Annotated in this window: 21 protein-coding genes; 7 read left to right on the forward strand and 14 right to left on the reverse strand. The window is 29.6% G+C overall.

Annotated elements, in window-relative coordinates:
* The first annotated feature begins 17 nt into the window (after positions 1-17).
* Together JOP69_RS03920 and JOP69_RS03925 are read left to right on the forward strand one after the other, a co-directional pair.
* Positions 18-1,289, forward strand: a complete 1,272-nt coding sequence (locus tag JOP69_RS03920; protein ID WP_203392390.1) for an adenylosuccinate synthase — start codon at positions 18-20, stop codon at positions 1,287-1,289.
* Between the two features lie 285 nt (positions 1,290-1,574).
* Positions 1,575-2,807 carry a uracil-xanthine permease family protein gene (locus JOP69_RS03925; RefSeq protein ID WP_203392389.1) on the forward strand — a complete coding sequence of 411 codons (1,233 nt, stop codon included), beginning with the start codon at positions 1,575-1,577 and terminating at the stop codon, positions 2,805-2,807.
* Positions 2,808-2,883: 76 nt separating this feature from the next.
* On the opposite strand, the gene JOP69_RS03930 is transcribed toward JOP69_RS03925, so the two are convergent.
* From JOP69_RS03930 to nirK, 8 genes are all read right to left on the reverse strand, one after another.
* A complete protein-coding gene (locus JOP69_RS03930) occupies positions 2,884-4,179 on the reverse strand; it encodes an NCS2 family permease (protein WP_203392388.1) in 1,296 nt (431 codons plus the stop codon).
* A 15-nt stretch (positions 4,180-4,194) separates the two neighbouring features.
* On the reverse strand, positions 4,195-4,851 hold the full coding sequence (locus JOP69_RS03935; RefSeq protein ID WP_203392387.1) for a DUF5020 family protein: 657 nt from the start codon (positions 4,849-4,851) through the stop codon (positions 4,195-4,197).
* Positions 4,852-5,366: 515 nt separating this feature from the next.
* Positions 5,367-5,870, reverse strand: coding sequence for a c-type cytochrome (locus JOP69_RS03940; RefSeq protein WP_203392386.1), 504 nt, complete (start codon positions 5,868-5,870; stop codon positions 5,367-5,369).
* 322 nt (positions 5,871-6,192) lie between these two features.
* The gene (locus tag JOP69_RS03945; RefSeq protein ID WP_252191183.1) at positions 6,193-7,989 is read right to left on the reverse strand and encodes a hypothetical protein; all 1,797 of its coding nucleotides are present in this window, start codon (positions 7,987-7,989) and stop codon (positions 6,193-6,195) included.
* Between the two features lie 172 nt (positions 7,990-8,161).
* Entirely contained in the window at positions 8,162-8,881 is a 720-nt protein-coding gene (ric, locus tag JOP69_RS03950) for an iron-sulfur cluster repair di-iron protein (protein WP_203392385.1), read from the reverse strand.
* 1 nt (position 8,882) lies between these two features.
* Entirely contained in the window at positions 8,883-9,599 is a 717-nt protein-coding gene (locus tag JOP69_RS03955; RefSeq protein WP_203392384.1) for an SCO family protein, read from the reverse strand.
* Positions 9,600-9,603: 4 nt separating this feature from the next.
* Positions 9,604-10,302, reverse strand: a complete 699-nt coding sequence (locus JOP69_RS03960; RefSeq protein ID WP_368378201.1) for a formylglycine-generating enzyme family protein — start codon at positions 10,300-10,302, stop codon at positions 9,604-9,606.
* A 91-nt stretch (positions 10,303-10,393) separates the two neighbouring features.
* Entirely contained in the window at positions 10,394-11,848 is a 1,455-nt protein-coding gene (gene nirK / locus JOP69_RS03965) for a copper-containing nitrite reductase (RefSeq protein WP_203392382.1), read from the reverse strand.
* Between the two features lie 145 nt (positions 11,849-11,993).
* Between nirK and JOP69_RS03970 the strand changes: the two genes are divergently transcribed.
* Positions 11,994-12,428 (forward strand): Rrf2 family transcriptional regulator, encoded by a 435-nt coding sequence (locus JOP69_RS03970; RefSeq protein WP_203392381.1) that lies wholly within the window; start codon positions 11,994-11,996, stop codon positions 12,426-12,428.
* A 2-nt stretch (positions 12,429-12,430) separates the two neighbouring features.
* Entirely contained in the window at positions 12,431-13,651 is a 1,221-nt protein-coding gene (locus tag JOP69_RS03975; RefSeq protein ID WP_215602652.1) for a hypothetical protein, read from the forward strand.
* Here the strand turns inward: JOP69_RS03975 and JOP69_RS03980 are convergent.
* Positions 13,620-15,056: an aminotransferase class V-fold PLP-dependent enzyme gene (locus tag JOP69_RS03980; RefSeq protein WP_203392379.1), complete on the reverse strand. Its 1,437-nt coding sequence runs from the start codon at positions 15,054-15,056 to the stop codon at positions 13,620-13,622. The genes JOP69_RS03975 and JOP69_RS03980 overlap by 32 nt on opposite strands.
* Before the next feature lie 271 nt (positions 15,057-15,327).
* On the opposite strand from JOP69_RS03980, the gene JOP69_RS03985 reads away from it, so the two are divergent.
* The 3 genes from JOP69_RS03985 to JOP69_RS03995 all read left to right on the forward strand — a co-directional run bounded on the left by JOP69_RS03985 (position 15,328) and on the right by JOP69_RS03995 (position 18,938).
* Positions 15,328-16,041, forward strand: a complete 714-nt coding sequence (locus tag JOP69_RS03985) for a DUF542 domain-containing protein (protein ID WP_203392378.1) — start codon at positions 15,328-15,330, stop codon at positions 16,039-16,041.
* 78 nt (positions 16,042-16,119) lie between these two features.
* Positions 16,120-17,754, forward strand: coding sequence for an OstA-like protein (locus JOP69_RS03990; protein WP_252191184.1), 1,635 nt, complete (start codon positions 16,120-16,122; stop codon positions 17,752-17,754).
* Positions 17,755-17,756: 2 nt separating this feature from the next.
* The gene (locus JOP69_RS03995) at positions 17,757-18,938 is read left to right on the forward strand and encodes an aspartate aminotransferase family protein (protein WP_203392377.1); all 1,182 of its coding nucleotides are present in this window, start codon (positions 17,757-17,759) and stop codon (positions 18,936-18,938) included.
* Positions 18,939-19,187: 249 nt separating this feature from the next.
* On the opposite strand, the gene JOP69_RS04000 is transcribed toward JOP69_RS03995, so the two are convergent.
* The 5 genes from JOP69_RS04000 to JOP69_RS04020 form a co-directional block, all read right to left on the reverse strand.
* Positions 19,188-20,078, reverse strand: coding sequence for an anti-sigma factor (locus JOP69_RS04000; protein WP_203392376.1), 891 nt, complete (start codon positions 20,076-20,078; stop codon positions 19,188-19,190).
* A gap of 75 nt (positions 20,079-20,153) precedes the next feature.
* Complete coding sequence (locus JOP69_RS04005) at positions 20,154-20,825, reverse strand: Crp/Fnr family transcriptional regulator (RefSeq protein ID WP_203392375.1); 672 nt, start codon at positions 20,823-20,825, stop codon at positions 20,154-20,156.
* A 70-nt stretch (positions 20,826-20,895) separates the two neighbouring features.
* Entirely contained in the window at positions 20,896-21,591 is a 696-nt protein-coding gene (locus JOP69_RS04010) for a peptidoglycan DD-metalloendopeptidase family protein (protein WP_203392374.1), read from the reverse strand.
* A gap of 181 nt (positions 21,592-21,772) precedes the next feature.
* Positions 21,773-22,333, reverse strand: a complete 561-nt coding sequence (locus tag JOP69_RS04015) for a TlpA disulfide reductase family protein (RefSeq protein ID WP_203392373.1) — start codon at positions 22,331-22,333, stop codon at positions 21,773-21,775.
* A gap of 70 nt (positions 22,334-22,403) precedes the next feature.
* Positions 22,404-24,674, reverse strand: a complete 2,271-nt coding sequence (locus JOP69_RS04020) for an aconitate hydratase (protein ID WP_203392372.1) — start codon at positions 24,672-24,674, stop codon at positions 22,404-22,406.
* Positions 24,675-24,792 lie beyond the last annotated feature (118 nt).

The following is a 24,792-nucleotide window of genomic DNA, read 5'->3' on the forward strand; positions in this document are numbered from 1 at the left end:
CAATTAACACAACTATAATGGCTGTAGATTTATTACTAGGATTACAATGGGGAGATGAAGGAAAAGGTAAAATTGTAGACGTACTTACAAGAAACTATGATATCATTGCACGTTTTCAAGGAGGTCCAAATGCGGGACACACTTTAATTTTTGATGGACATAAACATGTCTTACATACAATTCCTTCTGGAATTTTTCATAAAACTGCTTTAAATGTAGTAGGTAATGGAGTTGTAATAGACCCTGTAATCTTTAAAAAAGAATTAGAAAATCTAGACGTACACAAAATAGATTATACATCTAAATTGTTAATTTCTAGAAAAGCGCACTTAATCTTACCAACGCATAGATTATTAGATGCAGCATCAGAAACTTCTAAAGGAAAAGCTAAAATTGGTTCTACATTAAAAGGAATTGGCCCAACTTATATGGACAAAACCGGTAGAAACGGAATGAGAGTTGGTGATTTAGAATTAGACAACTGGAAAGAAAAATATGATGCTTTAACAGAAAAGCACATTAAAATGTTAGAATTCTTTGATGTTCAGGTTGAATATGATTTAAAAGAATTAGAAGCAGAATTTATTAGAGGAATTGATAAATTAAGAACATTAGCATTTATTGATAGTGAAGAGTTTTTAAACCAAGCTATAAAAGATAAAAAAACAATTTTAGCAGAAGGAGCACAAGGTTCATTATTAGATATAGACTTTGGTACCTATCCTTTTGTAACATCTTCTAATACTACTGCAGCAGGTGCTTGTACTGGTTTAGGAGTTGCACCAAATAAAATTGGTGAAGTATTTGGAATCTTTAAAGCGTATACTACTCGTGTTGGTTCAGGACCTTTCCCTACAGAATTATTTGATAAGGATGGTGAAGATATGGCTAGAATTGGTCATGAATTTGGAGCAACAACAGGTAGACCAAGACGTTGTGGTTGGTTAGACTTAGTGGCTTTAAAATATGCAGTAGACGTAAACGGTGTTACTAAATTAATGATGATGAAAGGTGATGTTTTATCTGGATTCGATACTTTAAAAGTATGTACTTCTTACAATTATAAAGGAGAAGAAATTAACCATTTACCTTATAACATTGAACCAGAAAACGTTTCTGTTAACTATTCTGAATTTAAAGGTTGGGATGAAGATTTAACTAAAATGACTTCTGCAGATCAATTACCACAGAATTTACTAGACTATGTTGCTTTTATTGAAAAAGAAACTGGAGTTCCTGTATCTATCGTTTCTGTTGGTCCAGATAGAAAGCAAACAATTAATAGATAATAATCTATAATTAATAAATGAAAAGCATCTTTCAGAAATGAAAGATGCTTTTTTATTTTTATTAAGGTCATAGTACTCGGTTAATTCTACTTTTATCCAATACTATTAGAAAAGTAATCTAGTTCAATACCAGAATTATGAACGCTACCTTTTGCAGCCATTCAGCTCACAATTCCCCCTTTTTACCTTCAAATTATCACTAACATTACTACCTACAATTCTCTAACAGTAAGTTTCTTTAATTTAATTTTTATGATTACTTTTAAAAAAAATTAAACCCTCGTAATGCAAAATACCGAAGAACTAGAAACTATTAATCTAGACAATCCTATCAAGAGAACCCTTGTTGGAATTCAATTTTTATTTGTTGCCTTTGGAGCAACTGTATTAGTACCACTTTTAATAGATATTGACCCATCTGTTGCTTTATTTACTGCAGGTGTTGGAACACTAATTTTTCATTTAATTACAAAAGGAAAAGTCCCGGTGTTTTTAGGAAGTAGTTTTGCCTTTATTGCTCCAATTATAGCGGCTACTAAATTATATGGTTACGCCGGAACCTTAGGAGGTTTAATTGCTGTAGGTTTGGTATACGGAATTGTATCCGCAATCATCAAACTTTGGGGATTACGAGTTATTGAAAGAATATTCCCTTCCATTGTTGTTGGTCCTGTAATTATGATTATTGGATTATCTCTAGCTCCTGTTGGAGTTAATATGGCTAAAACAAACTGGCTTATTGCTCTTTCTGTATTAGTTACAGCTATTGTTATTGTTATCTATTCTAAAGGACTTGTAAAATTGATTCCTATTTTTATTGGAATTGTTGTAGGATACCTTATCTCTATAATTTCTGGATTGGTTGACTTTTCATCAGTTAATGAAGCAGCTTGGTTTGTGTTACCTAAATTTACAAGACCAGAATTTAATTGGGGAGCCATCATTTATATGATTCCTGTTGCCATTGCTCCTATTATTGAACATATTGGCGATATGTACGCTATTGGTGGTGTTGCAAACAAAAAATTTGTAAAAGATCCAGGATTGCATAGAACATTATTAGGCGATGGTGTTGCCACTGCTTTTGCTGGTTTTTTAGGAGGACCTCCAAACACTACTTATTCCGAAGTTACTGGAGCTGTTGCTTTAACTAAAATAGTGGATCCTCGTGTGTTACGAATTTCTGCTGTAACAGCAATCGTTTTTTCATTAGTTGGAAAGATAAGCGCAGTACTAAAAACCATACCAGAAGCTGTTTTAGGAGGAATTATGCTACTTTTATTTGGGATGATAGCCAGTATTGGAATTAAAACATTAGTAGATGCTAAAACCGATTTTGGTAAAACTAGAAATCAAGTGATTGTTTCTATTATTTTAACGATTGGTATTGGAGGAGCTGAAATTTCTTATGGTAATTTTTCATTGGCAGGAATTGGGTTAGCTTCGATTGTAGGTGTACTATTAAACCTAATTTTACCAAATAAATCAACACCTATAAAAGGAAGTCACGAAGAATAAATGAAATATAATTTAGTATAAAAAAAGCCTTTTAGAAATATTTCTAAAAGGCTTTTTTTATACTAAATTTTTAGAATTACATCATAAACTTAATTATAAATAACACTGAAATCACGTACATTATAGGCTTTATTTCTTTATATTTTCCTGTAAATAATTTTAACAGTACAAAAGACAACATACCAAATACAATTCCTTCCGCAATACTATACGTTAAGGGCATCATAATAATAGTAAAAAAAGCAGGAATTGCTTCCGTAAAATCCTCTAAATCAATTTTTGTAATAGGAGTTATCATCATTAAACCAACAATTATTAAAGCTGGAGCTGTCGCTGCAGCAGGAATAATCATAAATATTGGTGCAAAAAATAATGAAAGCGCAAACATAATAGCAACCGTTAAAGCGGTCATACCTGTTTTTCCTCCTTCAGCAACACCTGCAGCACTTTCAACATACGTTGTTACTGTAGAAGTTCCTAAAATTGCACCTACAAATGTACCTATAGAATCTGCAAATAATGCTTGTTTTACTCTTGGCACTCTTCCTTGTTCATCTAACATTCCAGATTTTGAAGATACACCTACTAAGGTTCCAACGGTATCAAACATATCCACAAATAAGAATGTAAATAATACTATTAGCATATCTATTGTAAATACTTGAGAAAAATCAAACTTAAAAAAGATAGGTTCAATTGATGGAGGTAAGCTAACGAATGTGAAATTTTCTGGAATAACAGTAACTCCAACAATTAAGCCTATAAGTGTAGAGGATAGAATTCCGATTAAAATGGCTCCTTTCACTTTTTTTACCAATAAAACACCAATAATTAATACACCTGCTAATCCCACCCAAACTGCTGGGTTTTTCATATTTCCTAAAGTTACTAATGTTGCAGAATTATCTACAACTACACCAGTTCCTTTTAAACCTATAAAAGCAATAAATAACCCAATACCAACAGATACGGCGTGCTTTAAATTTAATGGTATTGAATTTACAATCAATTCACGAATATTAAATGCTGTTAATAATAAGAATACAATTCCCTCTAAAAACACTGCCGTTAAAGCAAATTCCCATGTATACCCCATTCCCAAAACTACAGTGAATGCAAAAAATGCGTTCAGCCCCATTCCGGGAGCTAATGCAAAAGGTAATTTAGCCACTAATGCCATTACTAATGTTGCAATTACTGCAGACAAGGCAGTTGCTGTAAAAACAGCATCCTTATCCATACCTGCCGCACTTAAAATACTTGGATTTACAGCTAAAATGTAAACCATTGTCATAAACGTAGTGATACCTGCAATAATCTCAGTTCTTAAAGTTGATTTATTTTCGGTAATTTTAAAATATTTATCTAACATCTTTTCGTTATTTTATTATAGATTCCATTTAACAGCTAAAGTAGGTCTTCCTTTAAAAGCATAAGTACTTGCAAAGTTATTTGATAGTTCAAGTTCACCTCCTACAGAAAAAGTTTTATTTAAGTGATACCATAATTGAGGCTCTGATAAGAATACCGTTTTATCACTTAATCCATTTTCAGACCATAAATCTGCAAATCCAGAAAAAGTTAATTTGTTAGCAATGATATTCCAATACCAAGTTCCTGTTACTTGGTAGTTTCCTTTACTAGTACCTTTAAATGTTTTGTAACCAGCATATGTAGAAAATCCCCAAACGGCATTTGACTTACTGTAGTTAGCTCCAAAAATCCAAGCATTATTTATGGTATAACCATTTAAACTTTCTCCAACTTCAAAAGTTCCTAATCCACCATTATATTCCACGTGCAAACCAACAGGCATTTTTTTAGTTTTTAAAACACGTGCAATTTCAAAATACGCTTGACTAATTCCATTATTGGCATTAAAATCAAAATCGGTAAAAGTGTAAGTGTTTCCGTAGTTATCGGGTTTAAACATTTCAAAGGTTAAAGTAACATGTTCACGTGCTAAATCATAGTGACCTTGAAAATTTTGAGCACTTAAAGTGACAACTGTAAAAAAAGCAAAAAGAGTAGTAATTTTTTTCATTATAATAAGTTGAAATTAAGCCTCAAACTTACCTTAAAACATAGAAAACAGCCTTTTATAAATAGTTCAATTATCAACAATATACTTTTACAGACTTAAGGTTAATTACCTGTAAATCAATCACTAAAGAACTTTAATATAAAATTAAGAAGTGAAATAAAAAAATGTTAATAAGTTTTACTCATTAATACGCTAAACATCTCTTAATAAAAGCTAAATAGACCTCTTTTTATAAAAGAGATTTTCAACACTTAATTCAAGAATTAAATCGTTAAACTTCAATATTTTATACTGTAAATTACAAATACCTATTTTAGAAAACAATCAAGACTCTTTCTTGTAGCTCCATAAATAAATAGCTTAAGTTGTAGCACTATTTCTTGATGAGACAAATTAATAAATAAAAAAGCATCTTTCATTCTTTTGAAAGATGCTTTTTTATAAAAGGATATTAACCTAAATTAAAATAGTTCTACTTAGACTATATTAGGAGAACCTATTAATTAAGATTTATATTATAAAGTTCTAAAATATTCTAAAATTAATCTACTTTCTTTTTCAGTTAAATGTTGATTAGCCATTGGTACACCCTTAAATTGAATTAACAATGCTTTTGCAATTGGGTCACTTTTAACCATTTCTTCAGGATTTAAAATCATATTCATTACCCATTCTGGAGAACGTCTATCTAAAATTCCTTCAGGACTAGGTCCTATAAATTTTCTATTAGCCTTATGACAAGAAGAACATTTATTTTTAAATAATAATTTTCCTTCTCCTGCCATTTTTTGATCTACTGCTCCTAAAGTTAAAGATTTTACAGGACCAATTCCTTTATTACTTAAATCTACTGCAATTGCATTTTCTTTTACAACTTTCGTTTTTTCTGCTTTTACAGGTGCTTTTTTAACAGCAGCTTTTTTAACAGGCATATCATTTGTAGATTTCTTTTTTTCATTGCCTCCACAACCAACAAATAGTAATACGGAAAGCACTGCTACTAAACTTCTTAATTTCATTTTTTATTTATTTAAGGGTTAATTGTTATTTTTATATAGTTACTAGTTTTTAGAAAACTTTTCGTTGCTAGTTCATTTGTCTTATTCCTAACAAATTTAAAAAAGTAAACAGCTAAAAAACATGACTATTATCACATTTAAAAGACTTTTTTCTCTTTTATAAAACCAACTATTCCTTTAAAACAAACCCAATATAATCCATTAATAACAAGATTCATATGTAAATTATTCAATTATAGATAAAGAAAACAACTTCGTTTATAAACATAAAAAAAGTCTCTTTTAATATTAAAAGAGACTTTTTCATGATAAATATACTTCCTTATAGATTCTCTATTTCTAAACCTATTAACTCTAATTTTTGTTCCTCTATTTTAAGTGAATTTAGCAATGCTTCTTTACTATCAATAAAAGCTTCTTTCTTCGATAAAAACAACTCATTATAATAAGTAATTCCTGCTTCTAAATTCTTTTTAAACTTTGTTAAAGATCTCAATTGTTTTTTATCAATTATTCCTCTAGCTTCATCTACCTTATCTTGTAAATGAGTTATATAAAGAGATAATTCTTTTACAAAAACATTAGGTCTATCGTTTCTAGTTATCATATTTTTTCTACCATAAATATGGTCTGTAATATCACCCAAACTCATTATCTGATCATAATATGCCATATTAGGTCCAGGGCAAATAGAAACTCCATCGCCCGTTTTCTTTGTACTCATATTATTCAAAATTAGTGTTGATGTACCTAAACCAACACAAATACAAGACTTTTCTGTAACCTGATTTATTTTTTTCTCTTTTTCTTCTGAAGAAATTTCTAAAGCATCTATTTCTTTTAATTTTAAATGCTGATACTCTCTAGAAGCAGTACATAAACCCGTTTCTTTAAACTCATGATTTAAGGCGATAAATTTATTAGGACAAGAAGTACCTGGTCTTCCTTTGTCTATAAGCATTTGTCTTTGAACATCTTTTGTATTTCCTTTTAAGGTATTAAAAGGAACTCCTAAAGGAGAACTGTTACTTAAATATAGATCTTGTTCTTTTGCTTTGGCTAATTGTGCTACTGTTTTTTTATCTACACTCGTTGCTTCTGGAACCAGTAAAAACGGACTTCCCCACCCTACAGAATCTAATTGGTATTCTTCTAATAAAAAAGAATGTTCTTCACCTGTACCAACACCACCTTGGGTGGTAATTTTTAATTCTAAATCTTTTGTAGGTACTATTCTATCTGCATCTTGTAAAGCTTGCAGCATTAATTCTTTTGTTTGACTTATTAAAGTTTCCTTGTTTTCTTTAAATTCTTTTAAAACAGGGCCCATTAAAAAACCTTCTGTTGCAAAAGCATGTCCTCCACAATTTAAACCAGATTCTACCCTATATTCAGAGACCCATAATCCTTTTTTAGCCAAAAATTTTCCTTGAATAAAAGCAGATCTGTAATCACTTACTTTTAAAATAATCTTCTTTTTGATGTTTCCGTTTGTATCAGGATAAAAATCATCAAAATTACTCATGTAAGTATATAATCTAGGATTCATACCTGCAGAAAGAATTAAAGACGAAGATAATTTACTATTAGAATACCCTCTTAATGCCGCATGTGCATCATTGTATTCTATAGGCAGTAACTCTTGGTCTACATAATTTCCTTTATCAATTTTGGTCATAATATTAACATCAATACTACCCTTTGATAAATTTTTATTTGCCCAATCTTTAATCTTAGAAAAATCTACCCCATCTTCAGTCAGTTTTAAAAACTCTTTTTTTAATGAAGAATATTCTGGTAACATGTGAATATAATCCATTAAAGCTTTGCTTTTTTCTGAAGTTATATTTTTAAGTTGGTTAAATTTAATTTCTGTTTGATCATGTAATAAATCTAAATAAGAAGTAATTCTCTTTGCTCTAAAATCATCTACTTTATCTGAAATTTCTTTATAAGGAAGTTCAAATTTTTCGCTGTAAATTTTTCGCATTTTTTCTACAAGAATATCATCAACTAAAGAAATAACAGAATCTATACCAAATTGCGCTACTTTTAAAGGTGAATCTATCGTAAACCCAATTCCCATTACTGGGATATGAAATGAATGTGCGTTTTTCATTGTTTAATTTAAATGTTTAACTAAATTTAATTAAGCTCGCAATTTATAATTATTTGCATTTTAAAAATATGACTATTATCATTTTAAAGAAATAAACACTATAAAAAAAACTGATTATCAATAAATTAACAATCAGTTTTCGGTACGTTTTAGGGGGAATAAGATAATTTTATTAATTAATTTTCTTTTCTAAGAGAATGGCTTTAGGGAATAAAATATTGTTCTCTAAATGTATATGTTGATGTAAATCTTGCTCAAACTCATCTAACTTAGCATACAAAGCTTTAAACGTATTACACGCTCCTTCTGGTGGTGTATAATTATTAGAAAGTCGTTTTATTTCTTTTAAAATATCCCCTGCACTTTCATGTTCTTCTTCCATCATTCTAATAGGGTTATTTACCGTACCAAAGTGTTGTTTTGGTGTTTTTACTCCTTCTTTCTCTGCCTTTACTAATTGCTTAATAAACGGAAATAATACGTTTTCTTCTTTTTTAAGATGCGCTGCTAATTCATTTGCTACCTCAATAAAAAGTTTATTAATTTCTATAACTTCTGTATAATGATGTCCATGTACTTTTGCCACTTTAGCCGCATATTGCAATATTATAGGTGTACTTTCTTGTACATAAGCATGGTGAATGTTTATAATATGATCTACTAAAAATTCTAGTTTCCAACCATCATAATTATAAGCATTAGAGGTTGGGTTATTTATGTTTAATAGTTCTTGTTCCATTTCTTCAAAAGAAACATTGTGTTTTTTACATGCTTTTTCTATAGAAATTCCTCCACCACAACAAAAATCTATTCCATGCTTTTTAAACACATCTGCTGTTTTAATATTGTAAGTTACTACTTCTGCGACTGTATTGTCTTTTGTTATTTTCATTTTAATATGCTTTAATTGTTTCTATAATCTTTTTAATTGTCTCCTTATTATCAACACCTAAACCTTCTTGTTGATGTACTAATTCTCCTTCTGGATTAAAAACACTAATAATATTAGAGTGCGAAAAATCTAAAGGTGAAATCTGTTTGTATTTTACGGCTAAAACATTTGCAAACTCTCTAACACCACTTTCTGTACCTTGTAATAAAGTCCATTGGTTACCGGCAAGAAAATTTTCTTTAGCAAACTCTTTCAACTTTTTTGGCGTATCATTTATAGGATCTATACTTACCAAAACAAACTCAACATCATTTTTTAAATCCGTAGGAATTTTTTCTTCAATATTTCTCATATCTGCTGTTAACCTTGGGCAAGCAGCTTTACACGTAGTATAAATCATTACCATTACTAAAGTTTTACCTTTTAGTTCTTTTAACTCAATTTCCTTATCATCTTGCGTATTCCATTTTGAAGTTAGGTTGAAAATAGATTCATCAGAAATCATGGTAGACAAAACCTTTTTTACAATTTTTGAAGTTGGTCTTAATTTCATTTCACAAACCGGACAAGAGCCTTCTGCTGCATATACTTTATCTCCTTCACATTTCATGGGACATTGATAAGCTACTGTACTACTTTCTTTAGAGGCTGCTTTATTACACGAACTTAACGTAGTAATTGTAACCATCAGTACCAATATGTATTTAAATATTTTCATTTTTCTATTTTTTATTATCTTTTACACATCTAAAACCTAGGTTTTTCATGGTATATTTTGCTTTTAAACTTCCTCTAATGGCATATCTCATAAAGGCTGCATAATTCATTAAATCCGTTGCGTTTATAGCTGCACTTCCACAGAATAGATTATTATCTGTATCTACATCTTTTCTAGACTCTCCAGAAATTAACACCGAATTAAAATCGGAAGTCCATTCCCAAACCAAGCCATGTAAATCATACACGTTCCAATAATTTTTAAACGTAGAACCTATCGTTTGATTAAAGGTTTTAGGTTTTTCATACCACCCCAAAATAAAAGCATTGTACTCTTTTTCTTTTCTAGCATCTGGTATTGTTTTATTAGCCATCGCTACATATTCCCATTCATCTACTGTTGGCAACCTTTTTCCTTGACATTCACAATATTCTTTTGCAGCAAACCAAGATACTTGGGTTATTGGAGATTGCTCTTTTTGATTTTCACCTAAAATAGTATCCGATTTCCATGCTCGTAAATAGCTTTCATCAGCAAATAATTTTATGACTTTACTTTTTTGCCATTTTGGATATTTCTTTACAAAATCTATATACTCTTTATTGGTTACAGGATACACGTCCATTAAAAAATCATTTATTTTAACTTTCATAGAATCTCTGCCATATAAAGGAATATATTCTCCTCCTTTAATTGATACCATTTTAGATTGACAACTTGTATAAGTTACATTTAGGAGGATTAAAAAAATTGTCAATCTTAAAATAGTTTTCATTGAATTTGAATTAAAATTATTAGTGACTGCTTTTTACTTCTTGTACTGTCTTAATAGAAACATTAGTTTTATTATTTCCCCAAGAATTATAAACATAAGTTAAAACATCTGCTATTTCTTCTTCAGAAAGTGTTTGTTTGGTCATTACACTATTATATTTATTACCATTTACAGTAATTTCTCCTGTTTTTCCATGTAATACAATACCCACAGCTCTTTTAACATCTGCATTTAAATAATCTGATTTTGCTAAAGGAGGAAATGCATTTGGAATTCCTTGTCCTTCTGCCTGATGACAAGCAAAACAAGTAGTCATGTATAATTGTTTTCCATCTGCTATTTTTTTAGCTAAAGGCTTTTCTGTAGTACTCACAACTACTTTTTCCTTATTATCATTTGGCATTGTTTGAATTGTACCTCCTTCTGGATGATAAATTCCTTCTTGTTTAATACCAGAATATAATTTTTTATTCTCTTCTCCTGTTACTTTAAGCATTCCTAAAGCACCTTTATTAAAGGCTCTAAAAATAGCATGATCTACAATAATAAATGTTCCAGGAACTTCTACTTTAAATTCTACAATTGCTGCACCACCTGAAGGAATTGATGTAGTTTGTACGTTTGTATTGATTAAATCTCCACCTTCTACATGTACTTTATCAAAAATTTCTCCAATAACATGAAAAGATGATGTTAAGTTTGGTCCACCATTACCAACAAATAAACGAACCGTTTCTCCTACATTTGCAGTAATTGCATTATCACCTGTTAAAGCACCTACTTTACCATTAAAGACAACATAATCAGCATCTTCTTTTATCGCCTTTGTCATATCAAAAGGTTGTAATCCTTTTTCATCCGTAGCTCCTTTTGTGTAAAAATCTCCTTGCATAATGTAATATTCTTTATCTACTTTTGGTAAACCTCCTGCTGGTTCCACTAAAATTAAACCATACATTCCGTTTGCAATATGCATTCCTACAGGTGCAGTAGCACAATGGTACACAAACAACCCTGGGTTTAATGCTTTAAAAGAAAACGTTTTATTATGACCTGGTGCTACAAAAGAAGAAGTTGCTCCTCCTCCAGGACCTGTTACAGCATGCATATCTATATTATGTGGTAATTTATTATCTGGATGATTAGATAATGTAAATTCTATTTCATCTCCTACTCTAGTTCTAATAAAACTACCAGGAACAGAACCTCCAAAAGTCCAATAAACATATTTAACACCATCTGTCATTTCACCTTCTTTTTCAAGAATTTCCATATTAACTAACAGCTTTTTAGCTGTTCTATTTCCTACAGGTTCGGGTACAAAAGGTGGCGAAGTTAATTCCGCATCCATAGTTCCTTTAATATAAATAGTTGAGCTATCTACCTTTGCTAATTCTTTTTTAGATTCTTCTTTGCAGCTCGTCAGCAATAAGCTTGCAACAATTAATAAAAATACTGGTTTTAATAATTTCATTTTTTCGGTTTTTTGTTTTTAGTTGATAATAAAAGACCTATTCATCTTTTTATATAGCAAAAATATTAATGATTGTTAATTAAAAACATGACATATATCATACTAAAAGATAATTTTATCTTTATATTTTTGTATAAAAAATATAATGTTATCAAATTCTAGTAAATACGCAATTAGAGCTGTACTTTACCTTACCGAAAAAGCATCTAAAGATCTTAAAATTGGTTCAAAAAAAATTGCAGAAGACCTAATAATGCCGGCTCCATTTTTAGCTAAAACACTGCAAGAATTAACTAAAAAGAACATCATAAGTTCTGTAAAAGGACCACATGGTGGATTTTATCTATCAGAAACAGATGAAAAAAACTCACTATTTGATATTATAGAATGTATAGATGGTGCAGATAAATTTAATGACTGTTATTTAGGTCAATTAGAGTGCAGTGATACCAATCCTTGTGTTGTTCATCATTTATACGTTCCCTTTAAAAATAAGTTAATTTCTAAGTTAAAAAAGAAAACTATTTTAGAAATGTCTATTGAATATGCTGAAAATAAGAATATTATAAATACTTTATAATAATGGTAAAAGCCAAAACACAAAGTTTTGTGGCACTTATATATTTTTTAATAGCCTCCTCTTTGGGACTCTTATTACGTCTTTTTCCTATTATTGATATAAATATTGATTATAAATTTTTTGTACATGCACACTCTCACGTGGCTCTTTTAGGTTGGGTATATATAGGATTAACCACATTAATTTTTCATTTATTTATTAAAGAGGAATCCAAAAAAAAATACACAAAATTATTTTTAATTACTCAAGTTACTATTTTAGGAATGCTATTCAGTTTCCCGATAACGGGTTATGCACTTTTTTCCATCATTTTTTCTACACTATTTATACTTTGCTCTTATTGGTTTTATGCTTTCTTTAGAAAAAACAATAATTTTAATAAAGACAGTTATGCTTTCAAATTTATAAATGCTGCTCTTATTTTTATGATTATTTCTAGCATTGGCCCTTGGGCTTTAGGAATTATTATGAACACCTTAGGAAGCACTTCTCATTGGTATAAAAATGCTATTTATTTCTATTTACATTTTCAATATAATGGATGGTTTATTTTTTGTTTACTGGGACTTTTTTTCTCTTTTCTAGAAAAAAATAATAAAACAATTTTAAAGAATAAAATGATTGTTTTTTTTAGATGGATGGTATTCAGTTGTATCTTTACTTTAGCCTTATCTTTTCTTTGGATAAAACCACCTTTAACTATTTATATATTAGCAGCATTAGGTGCAATTACTCAACTAATTACTTTAATACAGTTTTATCAAATAGTAAAGCTTCAAAAAACATTTTTAAAAGAGAAAATAACACCTTTTTTCTACCGATTAATCAGCTTTATTTTCGTGTTATTTTCTTTAAAAATTCTGATGCAAACTCTTACAGTAATTCCTTATTTTGCAACCTTATCCTATCAAATAAGAGATTTTGTTATAGGATATTTACACCTTGTCTTTTTAGGAATTATTAGTTTAAGTATCTTCTTTTTTTTACATCAAAACAAACTTTTAAAATTACCAAAAGTTTGGATGTATCTGTACTTATTTGGTTTTATTTTTTCTGAAATATTAATCTTCTACAAAGGTTTTTGCAATTGGCAACAGTTTTCAATTATCAATAATTATTATACTGTTTTAGTACTCATTTCTGCATTTATGCCAATTGGAGTTTTAGGAATATTTATTTCTAATATAAAACCTACTTTTTCCACTCTAAAAGAACCTGTCTAGCAAATTCTTCACATTGATCTAAAGTATCTGTAACATGTTTTAAAGTAGTTTTAGGATTGATTAAACACATTCTAATTACAATCTGGTTCTGTAAAACTGTAGTTACTAAAAATGCTTCTCTAGAATCTACTACTCTCGTAGAAATTTCTTGATTTAAAAGATCTAATTCTTCTTCTGTTAAGTCTTTATTTAACGGATTATATCTAAAATTAATAATTGCTAAAGTAGCAGGAGAAACAATTTCCCAATTTTTACTTCTTCTAAGAATATCTTCTGTTTGATCTGCTAAATCTATGTTGTAAGAAATTGCTTTCTTAAAAGCATTTAAACCATATGTTTTTATAGACATATAAAATTTTAAAGCTCTAAACCTTCTTGTTAATTGAATTCCGTAATCATAAAAATTAATTTCAGACTCATTCCCTTCAATATCTCTTAAATACTCTGGTTTTTCACTAAATGTATTACTTAACCAAGAGGCATCTTTTACTAATAAACAACCAATTTCATAAGGTTGAAAAAACCATTTGTGAGGATCTACTGTTAAAGAATCTGCACGTTCTATTCCGCGTAAAACTCTACTACCTTTTTTAGATAAAATTGCGGCAGCACCGTAAGCACCATCTATATGAAACCACAGATTTTCTTTTTCACAAATATCTGCTAAATCATCTAAAGGGTCTACAGTACCTGTATTTGTAGTACCTGCAGAAGCGATAATACAGAATGGTTTTTTCCCTTCTAACTTATCTTTCGCTATTTCATTTTTAAGTTTATTCATACTAAACTTAAATTCTAAATCTGTAGGAATTATTTTTATTTGTTCCTTTTTAAAACCTAAAACCCCAATTGCTTTAATATTTGAAGAATGTGCTTGGTCTGATAAATAAATAATGGATTTAGAAAAATCATCACCACATTTTATTCTTCTAGCCGTAGTTAAAGCTGTTAAATTAGCCATAGAACCACCACTTGTAAAAATCCCTCCTCCTTTTGTAACAGGAAAATCAAACATTTTTAACAACCAATTTAAAGTAACAATTTCTAGCTCTGCTGCAGCCGGAGAAACAATCCATCCACCAGAAAAAATATTAAATCCAGTTGCTAAAGAGTCTGCCATAGTGCTTATAAAGTTACTTGGGCCTGGCACAAAAGAAAAAGATTTAGGATGCGTAGATATATTACTATTTGGTAATACATTTTTAGACACAAAATCTAAAACTTCATCAGCAGGAGTTGCATTATCTGGAGCTTCGCTTAAAAACATTGTATCCATTTCTTTTCTAGAAGCTTTAATTACTGGTTTTTTACTTTCTTCTTCTATATAATGGTCTACAATAATATCTACTATTTTATAGCCATAAGACTGCATTTCTTCTTTTGTTAAATAAAAAGGTGATTTCATTAAATTTTAATTTTGCTGCAAATTACATTAACTTAAAATTATATTAATCATAGAAACCAAATTATATCTATAATAATAAATATATTTCTTCCGGTCTTAAACTTTATTAAAATGTAATTTATTCATCATTTAACGCTTACTTTTCCGAAAATCATATCATTTTTACAAAAAAAATTATAATTATTTAAATTAGTGACAAAAGTCATTTTTTATTCTTAAAAACTACATCAATTTTGTAATAAATTCTAAGTCTCTTATTGTGATAACTCTAATGAATAAAAGTGTTGCTACTATTGTTATAGAAAACATTAATACTGCAGCTGTTTTAAAAAAATATAAAATAGATTTTAGTATTCATGGAAACATGCTTTTGTATAAAGCTTGTGAAGAAAAAAACACCAATTTAAAACATATTATTAGAGATTTAAAAGCGGTGAATAATAAGGTTTATTATTTAAAAGATTATAATTCTTGGAAATTAGATTTCTTAATAGATTTTTTAATAAAAATACAACACGAATACAAAGAAGAAAATACACTATTCTTAAAAGAATATGGTAAAAAAGTAGCTAATATTTATGGGCAAGAATATAAAGAACTCATAGAAATTAATCTTTTAATACAAGGAATAGCAGATGGTATTCTTGAGCACATGAAAAATGAAGAAAGCACTATTTTTCCATATATTAAGAAACTTATAAATGCTAAAAATAAAAAGATTGTAATTAATACTAGTAATTCACCTTTAAATGAACCTATTGAAGTTATAGAAGATGATCACGAAAAAGTAAGTAAAACTTTTAAGAAAATTGCTGAATTAACTAATAATTACAAAATACCAGAAAATGCTTGCATCTCTTTTAAAGTACTGTATCTTAAGCTACAACAGTTTGAAGAATTATTAAATAATCATATTCATATAGAAAATAATATATTATTTCCGAAAGCAAAAAAGTTAGAACAATCTTTACTTTTCCTTTCCTAAATTTATTTCAACTAATTTTCACTTTTCTTTAATAGGTAGCCATTTTCTTTTCATTATTTTTGCGATAAATTCATTATTTTGAAAAGAATCCTTTTTTTATTGCTTGTTATTTCATCCTTCGTTTCTTTTTCGCAAGAAAAAAGAAAAATTGAATATTATGCCGAACAGCAAGAAGCTGATGAAGAAAAATATCCTGGAGCAACATTGTTAATTGGAAACGTTAAAATGATTCACGATGGAATTATTTTAACCAGCCAACAAGCATTATACTATAAAGATAAAAACTTCTTTAAAGCCATTGGAAATGTGTTGATTAAACAAGGAGATACCATAACACAGACTAGTAATTATACAGATTACGATGCCAATTCTATGCAGGCTCTTTCTTGGGGAAATGTGGTTTTAAAAGATCCAACAATGACCTTAACAACAGATACGTTGCATTTTGACAGACTAAACCAAAAATTATATTACAGAAGTTACGCTACCATAAAAGACCAAACAAATACTTTAAAAAGTAAAAATGGAAATTTTTATTTAGCCGATAAAAAATTCACTGCAACCACAAGGGTTACTGTTGTAAACCCAGAACATCACTTAGAATCTGATCATTTAGACTATTATACCAACTCTGGAATTGCATATTTATACGGTCCGTCTACGATAACAAATACCCAAAATGACAATAGAATTTATTGTGAAAAAGGGTTTTATAATACAAAAACAGATGTTTCTCATTTTGTAAAAAACGCAAAACTCTATTTAAAAGAAAGGACTGTAGAAGGTGATAGTTTGTATTATGATAAAAGAAAAGGTTTTGCTTCTGCAACCAATAATATTCAAGTTATAGATACTGTACAGAATTTTATAACAAGAGGAAATTACGCAGAAATATTTGAATTGAAAGATTCATTGTATATTATTAAAAAAGCCTTAGCCATTTCTATTATAGACAAAGATTCTATGTTTATTCATGGAGATACTATTTTAGTTACAGGCAAACCTGATAAAAGAATTGTACGAATCTATCATAATGTAAAAATTTTTAAATCTGATTTACAAGGAAAGTGCGATTCTATACATACAAATCAAGTAAATGGATTAACCAGAATGTTTAAAAATCCGGTAATTTGGTCTGATCAAAATCAAATTACAGGAGATACCATTCATTTACTTTCTAATGTAGAAACAGAAAAATTAGATTCTTTAAAAGTATTAAATAACTCTTTTATCGTTTCTAAAGATTCTATTTCTAAAGAAGATTTCAACCAAATTAAAGGTAGAAATATGTTTGGGAAGTTTAGAGAGAATAAATTGCACTTACTTTTGGTTAAAGGAAATGCCGAATCTGTTTATTTCAACAGAAATGAAGATACTCAAGTTTTAGAAACGATTACTAAAGAAATATCTAGTAATATCGAATTCACTTTAGAACAAGGACAGATTGAAACTATCAAATATTTAAAAAAATCTGATGGTAACACCTATCCTCCATCTAAACTACCAGATGATGTTAGAAAGCTAAAAGGTTTTATTTGGCGAGAAGATGAACAACCAAAAAAAATGGAAGATATTTTTATACATGATGATAAAAGTAAAAAACCTCTTAAAGAGGAAGTAAAAAGCAAAAAACCTTCTGTTAATCTTGATAAAAAAAAGAAAGTAAAAACAAAAGGAAAGCCTAAACCTAATAGATCTCCTAAAAAACAATAATCTTGAAAACAGATTTTTTTAAGTACCAAGCACAAACTTCACCTCACCCATTTGCTATAGAAATTGCCAAAGCAAAAGGAAGTTATATTTACGACACTTCTGGTAAAAAATATTTAGATTTCGTGGCAGGTGTATCTGCAAATAGCTTAGGTCATAATCATCCAAAAGTTACAGACGCTATTAAAAACCAATTAGATGCGTATGCACATGTTATGGTTTACGGCGAATTTATTCAGCAACCACAAGTAGAATTATGTAAGTTATTAGCACAAAATTCTCCTGAGAATCTAAACGCAGTTTACATTACAAATTCTGGAACAGAAGCTACAGAAGGCGCTTTAAAATTAGCCAAAAGAGTTACCAATAGAGCCGAAATAATTGCTGCCAAAAATTCTTATCATGGAAACACAATGGGTTCTATGAGCGTTTCTGGGGTAGAAAAACAAAACCAAGCGTTTAGACCTTTAATTCCCGGAACAAGGTTTATTGAATTCAATAATGACGATGAAATTGATAAAATTACCACTAAAACTGCTGCTGTTATTTTAGAAACCATACAAGGTGGAGCTGGCTTTATTGAGCCTAAAAATGGTTTTTTATCAAAAGTAAAACAACGTTGTTTAGAAGTTGGAGCGTTATTAATTTTAGATGAAATACAAACAGGAATTGGTAGAACAGGTATGTTCTGGGGATTCGAAAACTATAATGTAATTCCAGATATTGTAATTACAGGCAAAGGTTTAGGGGGCGGAATGCCAATTGGCGCATTTATTGCTGATTTCCAAAAAATGAGCTTATTAAAAGACAATCCTAAATTAGGACATATTTCTACATTTGCAGGTCACCCGGTAATTGCTGCCGCAGGTGTTTCCACTGTAAAAGAAATTACTGAAAATAACTTTATTAAAGAATCTTTACGAAAAGAAGCGCTTATTAGAAAACATTTGGTACATCCTTCCATTATAGAAATTAGAGGAAGAGGACTCATGTTAGCTGCTATTTTAGAAACTGCGGAATTAAATGAAAAGGTAGTTTTAAAATGTTTAGAGAACGGTTTAATTCTATTCTTTTTATTATTTGAAACTAGAGCCATGAGAATTACGCCTCCTTTGAATATTTCTGATGAAGAAATTATAAAAGGCTGTAATATCATTTTAAAAACTATTGATGAAGTTCTAAAATAAAGCAATTTACTATAAATTTTAACCGAAAATAAAAACAGAAAAGAGGTTATATAAAATGATTTTTTTTGTCAATCTTAAGTTATTTTAGATTCTTATGAAGAACGAATTTCAATAAGTTAGACAACAATAAAAGTTCATTCCTTATAATAATATTTAGTCCTTTTTATACAGAAAAGGGCAATTATTAAAAAATAATTACCCTTTAAATAAATCAACCATTAACATAATAGTAGATTGTATTTTTTTCTGTTATCTTATTACACTTCCCGTTAAAGATACTTGTGGTCCTGATCCCATATTTATTACCGTACCGTTCATTGCATCCGCAGGAACTTCATGTGCTAAAGGTTTTAAAGTAAAAGGTGCTGGGCTATTGTCTGGACTAGGCTCTACAGAAATAACTACAGTAACTCCTTTTAAATCTGTTGGAAAATCTACTCCTGCAGCAGATCCTGTAACAAAATCTTCTCCAGGATAACCTGGTCCATTTCCTGCAGATCCTTTATAAGGTGAAGTTGCAGCATTATCATCTGCAGCATTTACATCTGTAAATGTACCTGTACTAACTGGTGTTCCGTTTAAAACCACCCATCCTTCATATTTCCATCCATCAGGCAAAGTTGGTAAACCTAAACCTGCAATTGCTGGAGGGTTCGCGTTATCTAAAAACCAAATTCCACTTGCTTCATTTGTACTATCAGTATCTGTTGGTGTTGCTAAAATATATTTACCCCAAGAAGTACTAAAATCTCCAACAATACCTGCTGAAGTTACACTTGCAGAACTTCCAGAAAAATCTCCTGCTAAAATCTTAGTTGCTGCTGGTGCTAACGCATCTGCTCCTGTTTCACCTGCTGGCTCAATAGATAAAACAAATGTTGTTGCCGCTTGTAAATCATCTATTGCAACAGTATATGTTTGTGGAAAAGTAACACTTGTAAAAGTACCAGTACTTACTGGGCTTCCATTTACAATTAACCATCCTTCATACACATAATCTGCACCTAATGCTTCTAAACCTGTAAAATCTACTGTTAAATCTCCTGTTGTTGGTAAAGTACTGTTGTTGTCATCATCGCTACAAGCTACAAATGTTGTTGCGATTGCAATTGCGATTGCTAAATTTAAAATTTTTTTCATCTTATTAATATTTATGTTAATGTTGATGACAAAATTATAAGTTTAATAAGTACTGAAATGTTAGCTAGCTAACACTTATGCTATTTTTTGAAGTAATCTTATTTCTTTTCTATTAAAAGTGATAATATTTTCCTCTTTTAATTCATTCATTAATACATTTAAGTTAGATCTAGAAGTACCAATTAATGAAGCTATATCTTTTTGTGTATAAGGATGTTCTATTATTTTATCTCCTGTTTTTTCACAATCATGGCCAAACTCTTCACATAATTCTTTCATAAATTCTAAAAACCTAGTTTTAGAATCTTTAAATAAAATTAATTGTAATCGTCTTTCTAGCTTTTTAAAACGAAGTCCTAAAAACTTATAAATTTTTAAACTAAAAGTTTTATTATCACGCATTAAATCGTGCATAGTGTCTACTCCTATCGGACAGATTGAAGTAGAAGCATCCACCGATTGAGCGAATTCATTTCTTGTTTCTTCACCTAAAATGGCTTTTTCTCCAAACAACTCTCCTTTTGTTAAAATAGCTTTCACTACCTCCGTACCATCTTCATTATAGTACCCTAACTTAACTTTTCCTTTTTCTATAAGGTAAATTTTACTTGCCGCGTCTTCTTCAAAATAGATGTAATCACTTTTTTTATAAGCATCAAAAGAATGCCCCTTTTTATATTCTTTAAATTTATGCGGACAAAGTAAGTTGAACAGGTTTACGTTATCAAAAAACCATAAGTTATTCATAAAAAAATATTTTAATTTTTGTTATTCAATAAGTCTATAAATTAAGGAATTACTTACAGAAAACAAGCAATTACGCCTTCAATTTTAATAATAAATTAGGGTTCGGACAATTATTTACATAAAACTCAATATTTTCTTCGGATGATACTCCAGGATAATCACCATAATTATCTTCTAAATTTCTAATAATTTGAAAATGTAAATGTGGTGCATACTCTCCATTTACAGATGAATCTCCTAAATATCCTATACAATTTCCTTGTAAAACAGTATCGCCAATCATTATATTTTCTATAGAAGCTAAAGACAAATGTCCATATAAACTATAGAAAATTTCATTTTCTAATTGATGCTTTAAAATAATTGTTGGACCATAATCTCCGTAATTATTATTAAAATTAAAACTATGAATTTCACCATCTAAAGCCGCTAACACTTTGGTGTTTTCTTTACACCATAAATCAATTCCTAAATGAATATTTCGCTGTTTTTCTTTAGATTGATTTTTAAAATAATCACTTCTGTCATAAATATTTCTTTTTTCTAAATAGCCTCCAAAAGCTACTTTAGCATTATTTTTAGCTAGAAAGGTTTCTAAATATTTTTCCCACGCAGTGGAAGATGAAATATCAAATTTTAATAAATCTTTATTTTTTGATGAAATAGCTATTGGCACATAACCTTCAATAGCAATATTTGAATCAATAACTTGTATTGGTTCTTTTGATATTTGATTTAATAAATGATTGAATTTTTCTATATTCATAGTTTGTGTAGAGATCAAAAAAACTTTTGAAATACATCAAAAGTTTTATATTTAAAGACTTAAAATATAATGCATTTTCTTAAAGGTTTCAATATGATTTAAAAACGTTTGACGAAATTTTTATACATTCCGAATAACTACTTTTTTAATAAATTCTGATTTAAATAAAGAGTAAACTCCATCATTTTAACAATTCATCTATAGTAGCCCTAACCTTTTCACTATTCCAATTTGCAGCACCAGATTCATCTATAATAATTTGACCTTCTTTATTTAATAAAAAAGTTCTTGGAATACTTTTTACATTAAAGGTTGTTGGAGGTGCTGTTAAAGGTCTATAGGTTTTAAAATTGTAATTTTTCTTTTTCAAAAAAGAATTTATAACTTCTTGTGTTTCATTAGACACCAAAACAAATTCAATTTTATCACTATAATCTGTGTACAATTCTTGAATTGAAGGCATTTCTGCAATACAAGGAGGGCACCAAGTTGCCCAAAAATTCACCAATATAACTTTGCCTTTTGCTTCATTAAAATTATAGGTATTGCCTTCTAAATCTATCAACTTCCAATTATAACCACTTACTAATTTTGCTTCATCTGCTTTTTCTATACTTGGACTTAATTTTGCAATAACTGTTTGCAAACCTATTTGAATTTGTTGTCTTGTTTTTGGTATAATTAACAATCCAATTATTATTACATAAACGATATTCTTTATTGTACTTTTATTTTTTATCATACTTTTTGTTATAAAATTAAAAAGCGCTAATTTTTCAATTAACGCTTTTTAAAATTAAGATTTATAAACTTTATTCTGCGTTCTCCTTTTTAATTAAGTTTAAAGCAGAACCTTCATTATACCATTCAATCTGTCCTTGGTTATAGGTATGATTTGCAATAATAGTATCTTTAGATTCATCTGCATGCACAACCTCTATAGTTAAAGGTTTACCTGGAGCAAATTTATTTAAATCTAAAAAGTTAAACGTATCATCTTCTTGAATTAAATCATAATCTGCTTCATTAGCAAATGTTAAACCTAACATTCCTTGTTTCTTTAAGTTGGTTTCATGAATACGAGCAAAAGATTTTACTAAAACAGCAGCAACACCTAAATGTCTTGGCTCCATTGCCGCATGTTCTCTAGAAGAACCTTCTCCATAATTATGATCTCCTACCACAATAGTTTTAATTCCTGCAGCTTTATATGCTCTTGCAGTATCTGGCACACCACCAAACTCACCTGTTAATTGGTTCTTAACAAAGTTTGTTTTTTTACCATATGCATTTACGGCCCCAATTAAACAGTTGTTAGAAATATTATCTAAATGACCTCTATAACGCAACCATGGTCCCGCCATAGAAATATGGTCTGTAGTACATTTTCCGAATGCTTTTATTAGTAATTTAACCCCTGTTAAATCATTTCCTAAAGGTGTAAATGGTTCTAATAACTGTAATCTTTCTGAAGTTGGATTTACTTTAATTTCCACTCCACTCCCATCTTCTTCTGGAGCTAAAAATCCATCATCTTTTACCTCAAAACCTTTTGGTGGTAATTCCCATCCTGTTGGTTCATCTAGCATTACTTCTTCTCCGTTTTCGTTTATTAAGGTATCCTTCATTGGATTAAAATCTAAACGACCTGCAATTGCTACAGCTGCAACCATTTCTGGTGATGCTACAAAAGCATGTGTATTAGGATTACCATCTGCACGTTTTGCAAAGTTTCTATTAAACGAATGAATTATAGAGTTTTTTGGCGCATTTTTTGGATCATCATAACGAGCCCATTGCCCAATACAAGGTCCACAAGCATTGGTGAATATCTTCGCATCTAATTTTTCGAAAATGCCAATAATACCATCTCTATCTGCAGTATATCTAACTTTTTCAGAACCTGGATTAATTCCTAATTCCGATTTTATTTTTAAACCTTTATCAAGAGCTTGTTGCGCAATAGAAGATGCTCTCGATAAATCTTCATAAGAAGAGTTGGTACAAGAACCTATTAAACCCCATTCTACTTTTAATGGCCAATCATTATCATTAGCAGCTTTTGTCATATCTGCACCTACTTTTGTAGACAAATCTGGCGTAAAAGGTCCGTTTAATAAAGGACTTAATTCTGATAAATTAATTTCTATAACTTGGTCAAAATATTCTTCTGGGTTAGCATACACTTCTGCATCACCAGTTAAATATTCTTTTACTTTATTTGCCGCATCTGCAACATCACTTCTATCGGTTGCACGTAAATAACGCTCCATTGAATCATCATAACCAAAAGTAGAAGTAGTTGCACCTATTTCGGCTCCCATGTTACAAATGGTACCTTTACCTGTACAAGACATAGAAGTTGCTCCTTCTCCAAAATATTCTACAATAGCACCTGTTCCTCCTTTTGCAGAAACAATACCTGCTACTTTTAAAATTACATCTTTTGGTGCTGTCCAACCAGATAGTTTTCCGGTTAACTTTACTCCTATTAATTTAGGAAACTTTAATTCCCAAGCCATACCTGCCATTACATCTACGGCATCTGCACCACCAACTCCAATTGCTACCATTCCTAAACCACCTGCATTTACAGTATGAGAATCTGTACCAATCATCATTCCTCCAGGAAATGCATAATTTTCTAAAACTACTTGGTGAATAATTCCTGCACCTGGTTTCCAAAATCCTAAACCGTATTTATTAGAAACAGATTCTAAAAAGTTAAAAACCTCATTACTAGTATTTAAAGCCGTTTGTAAATCTGAACTTGCCCCGTTTTTAGCTTGAATTAAGTGATCACAATGCGTTGTTGTTGGCACTGCAACTTTACTTTTTCCTGCTTGCATAAATTGTAATAATGCCATTTGTGCAGTTGCATCTTGCAATGCAATTCTATCTGGTGCAAAATTAACATAGTCTTTACCTCTTACAAATGCTTTGTTAGATGTTTTGTCCCACAAGTGTGAGTACAGTATCTTTTCTGCTAAAGTTAAAGGTTTTCCTGTAAGTTCTCGAGCTGCATCTACACGTTTTACAACGTTTGAATACACTTTTTTAATCATATTAATATCAAATGCCATAAGATTTATATATAATTTAGTTGTTAATAATTTATGAGTAGACTAAGGTACAAAATATCTACTAGTTTTATAACTGAATTCTACTTAGAAAAGATTTAATACTGATAGTGAAATAAAG

Origin of the sequence: Polaribacter sp. Q13 (assembly GCF_016858305.2) — a bacterium.
Lineage (GTDB): Bacteria > Bacteroidota > Bacteroidia > Flavobacteriales > Flavobacteriaceae > Polaribacter.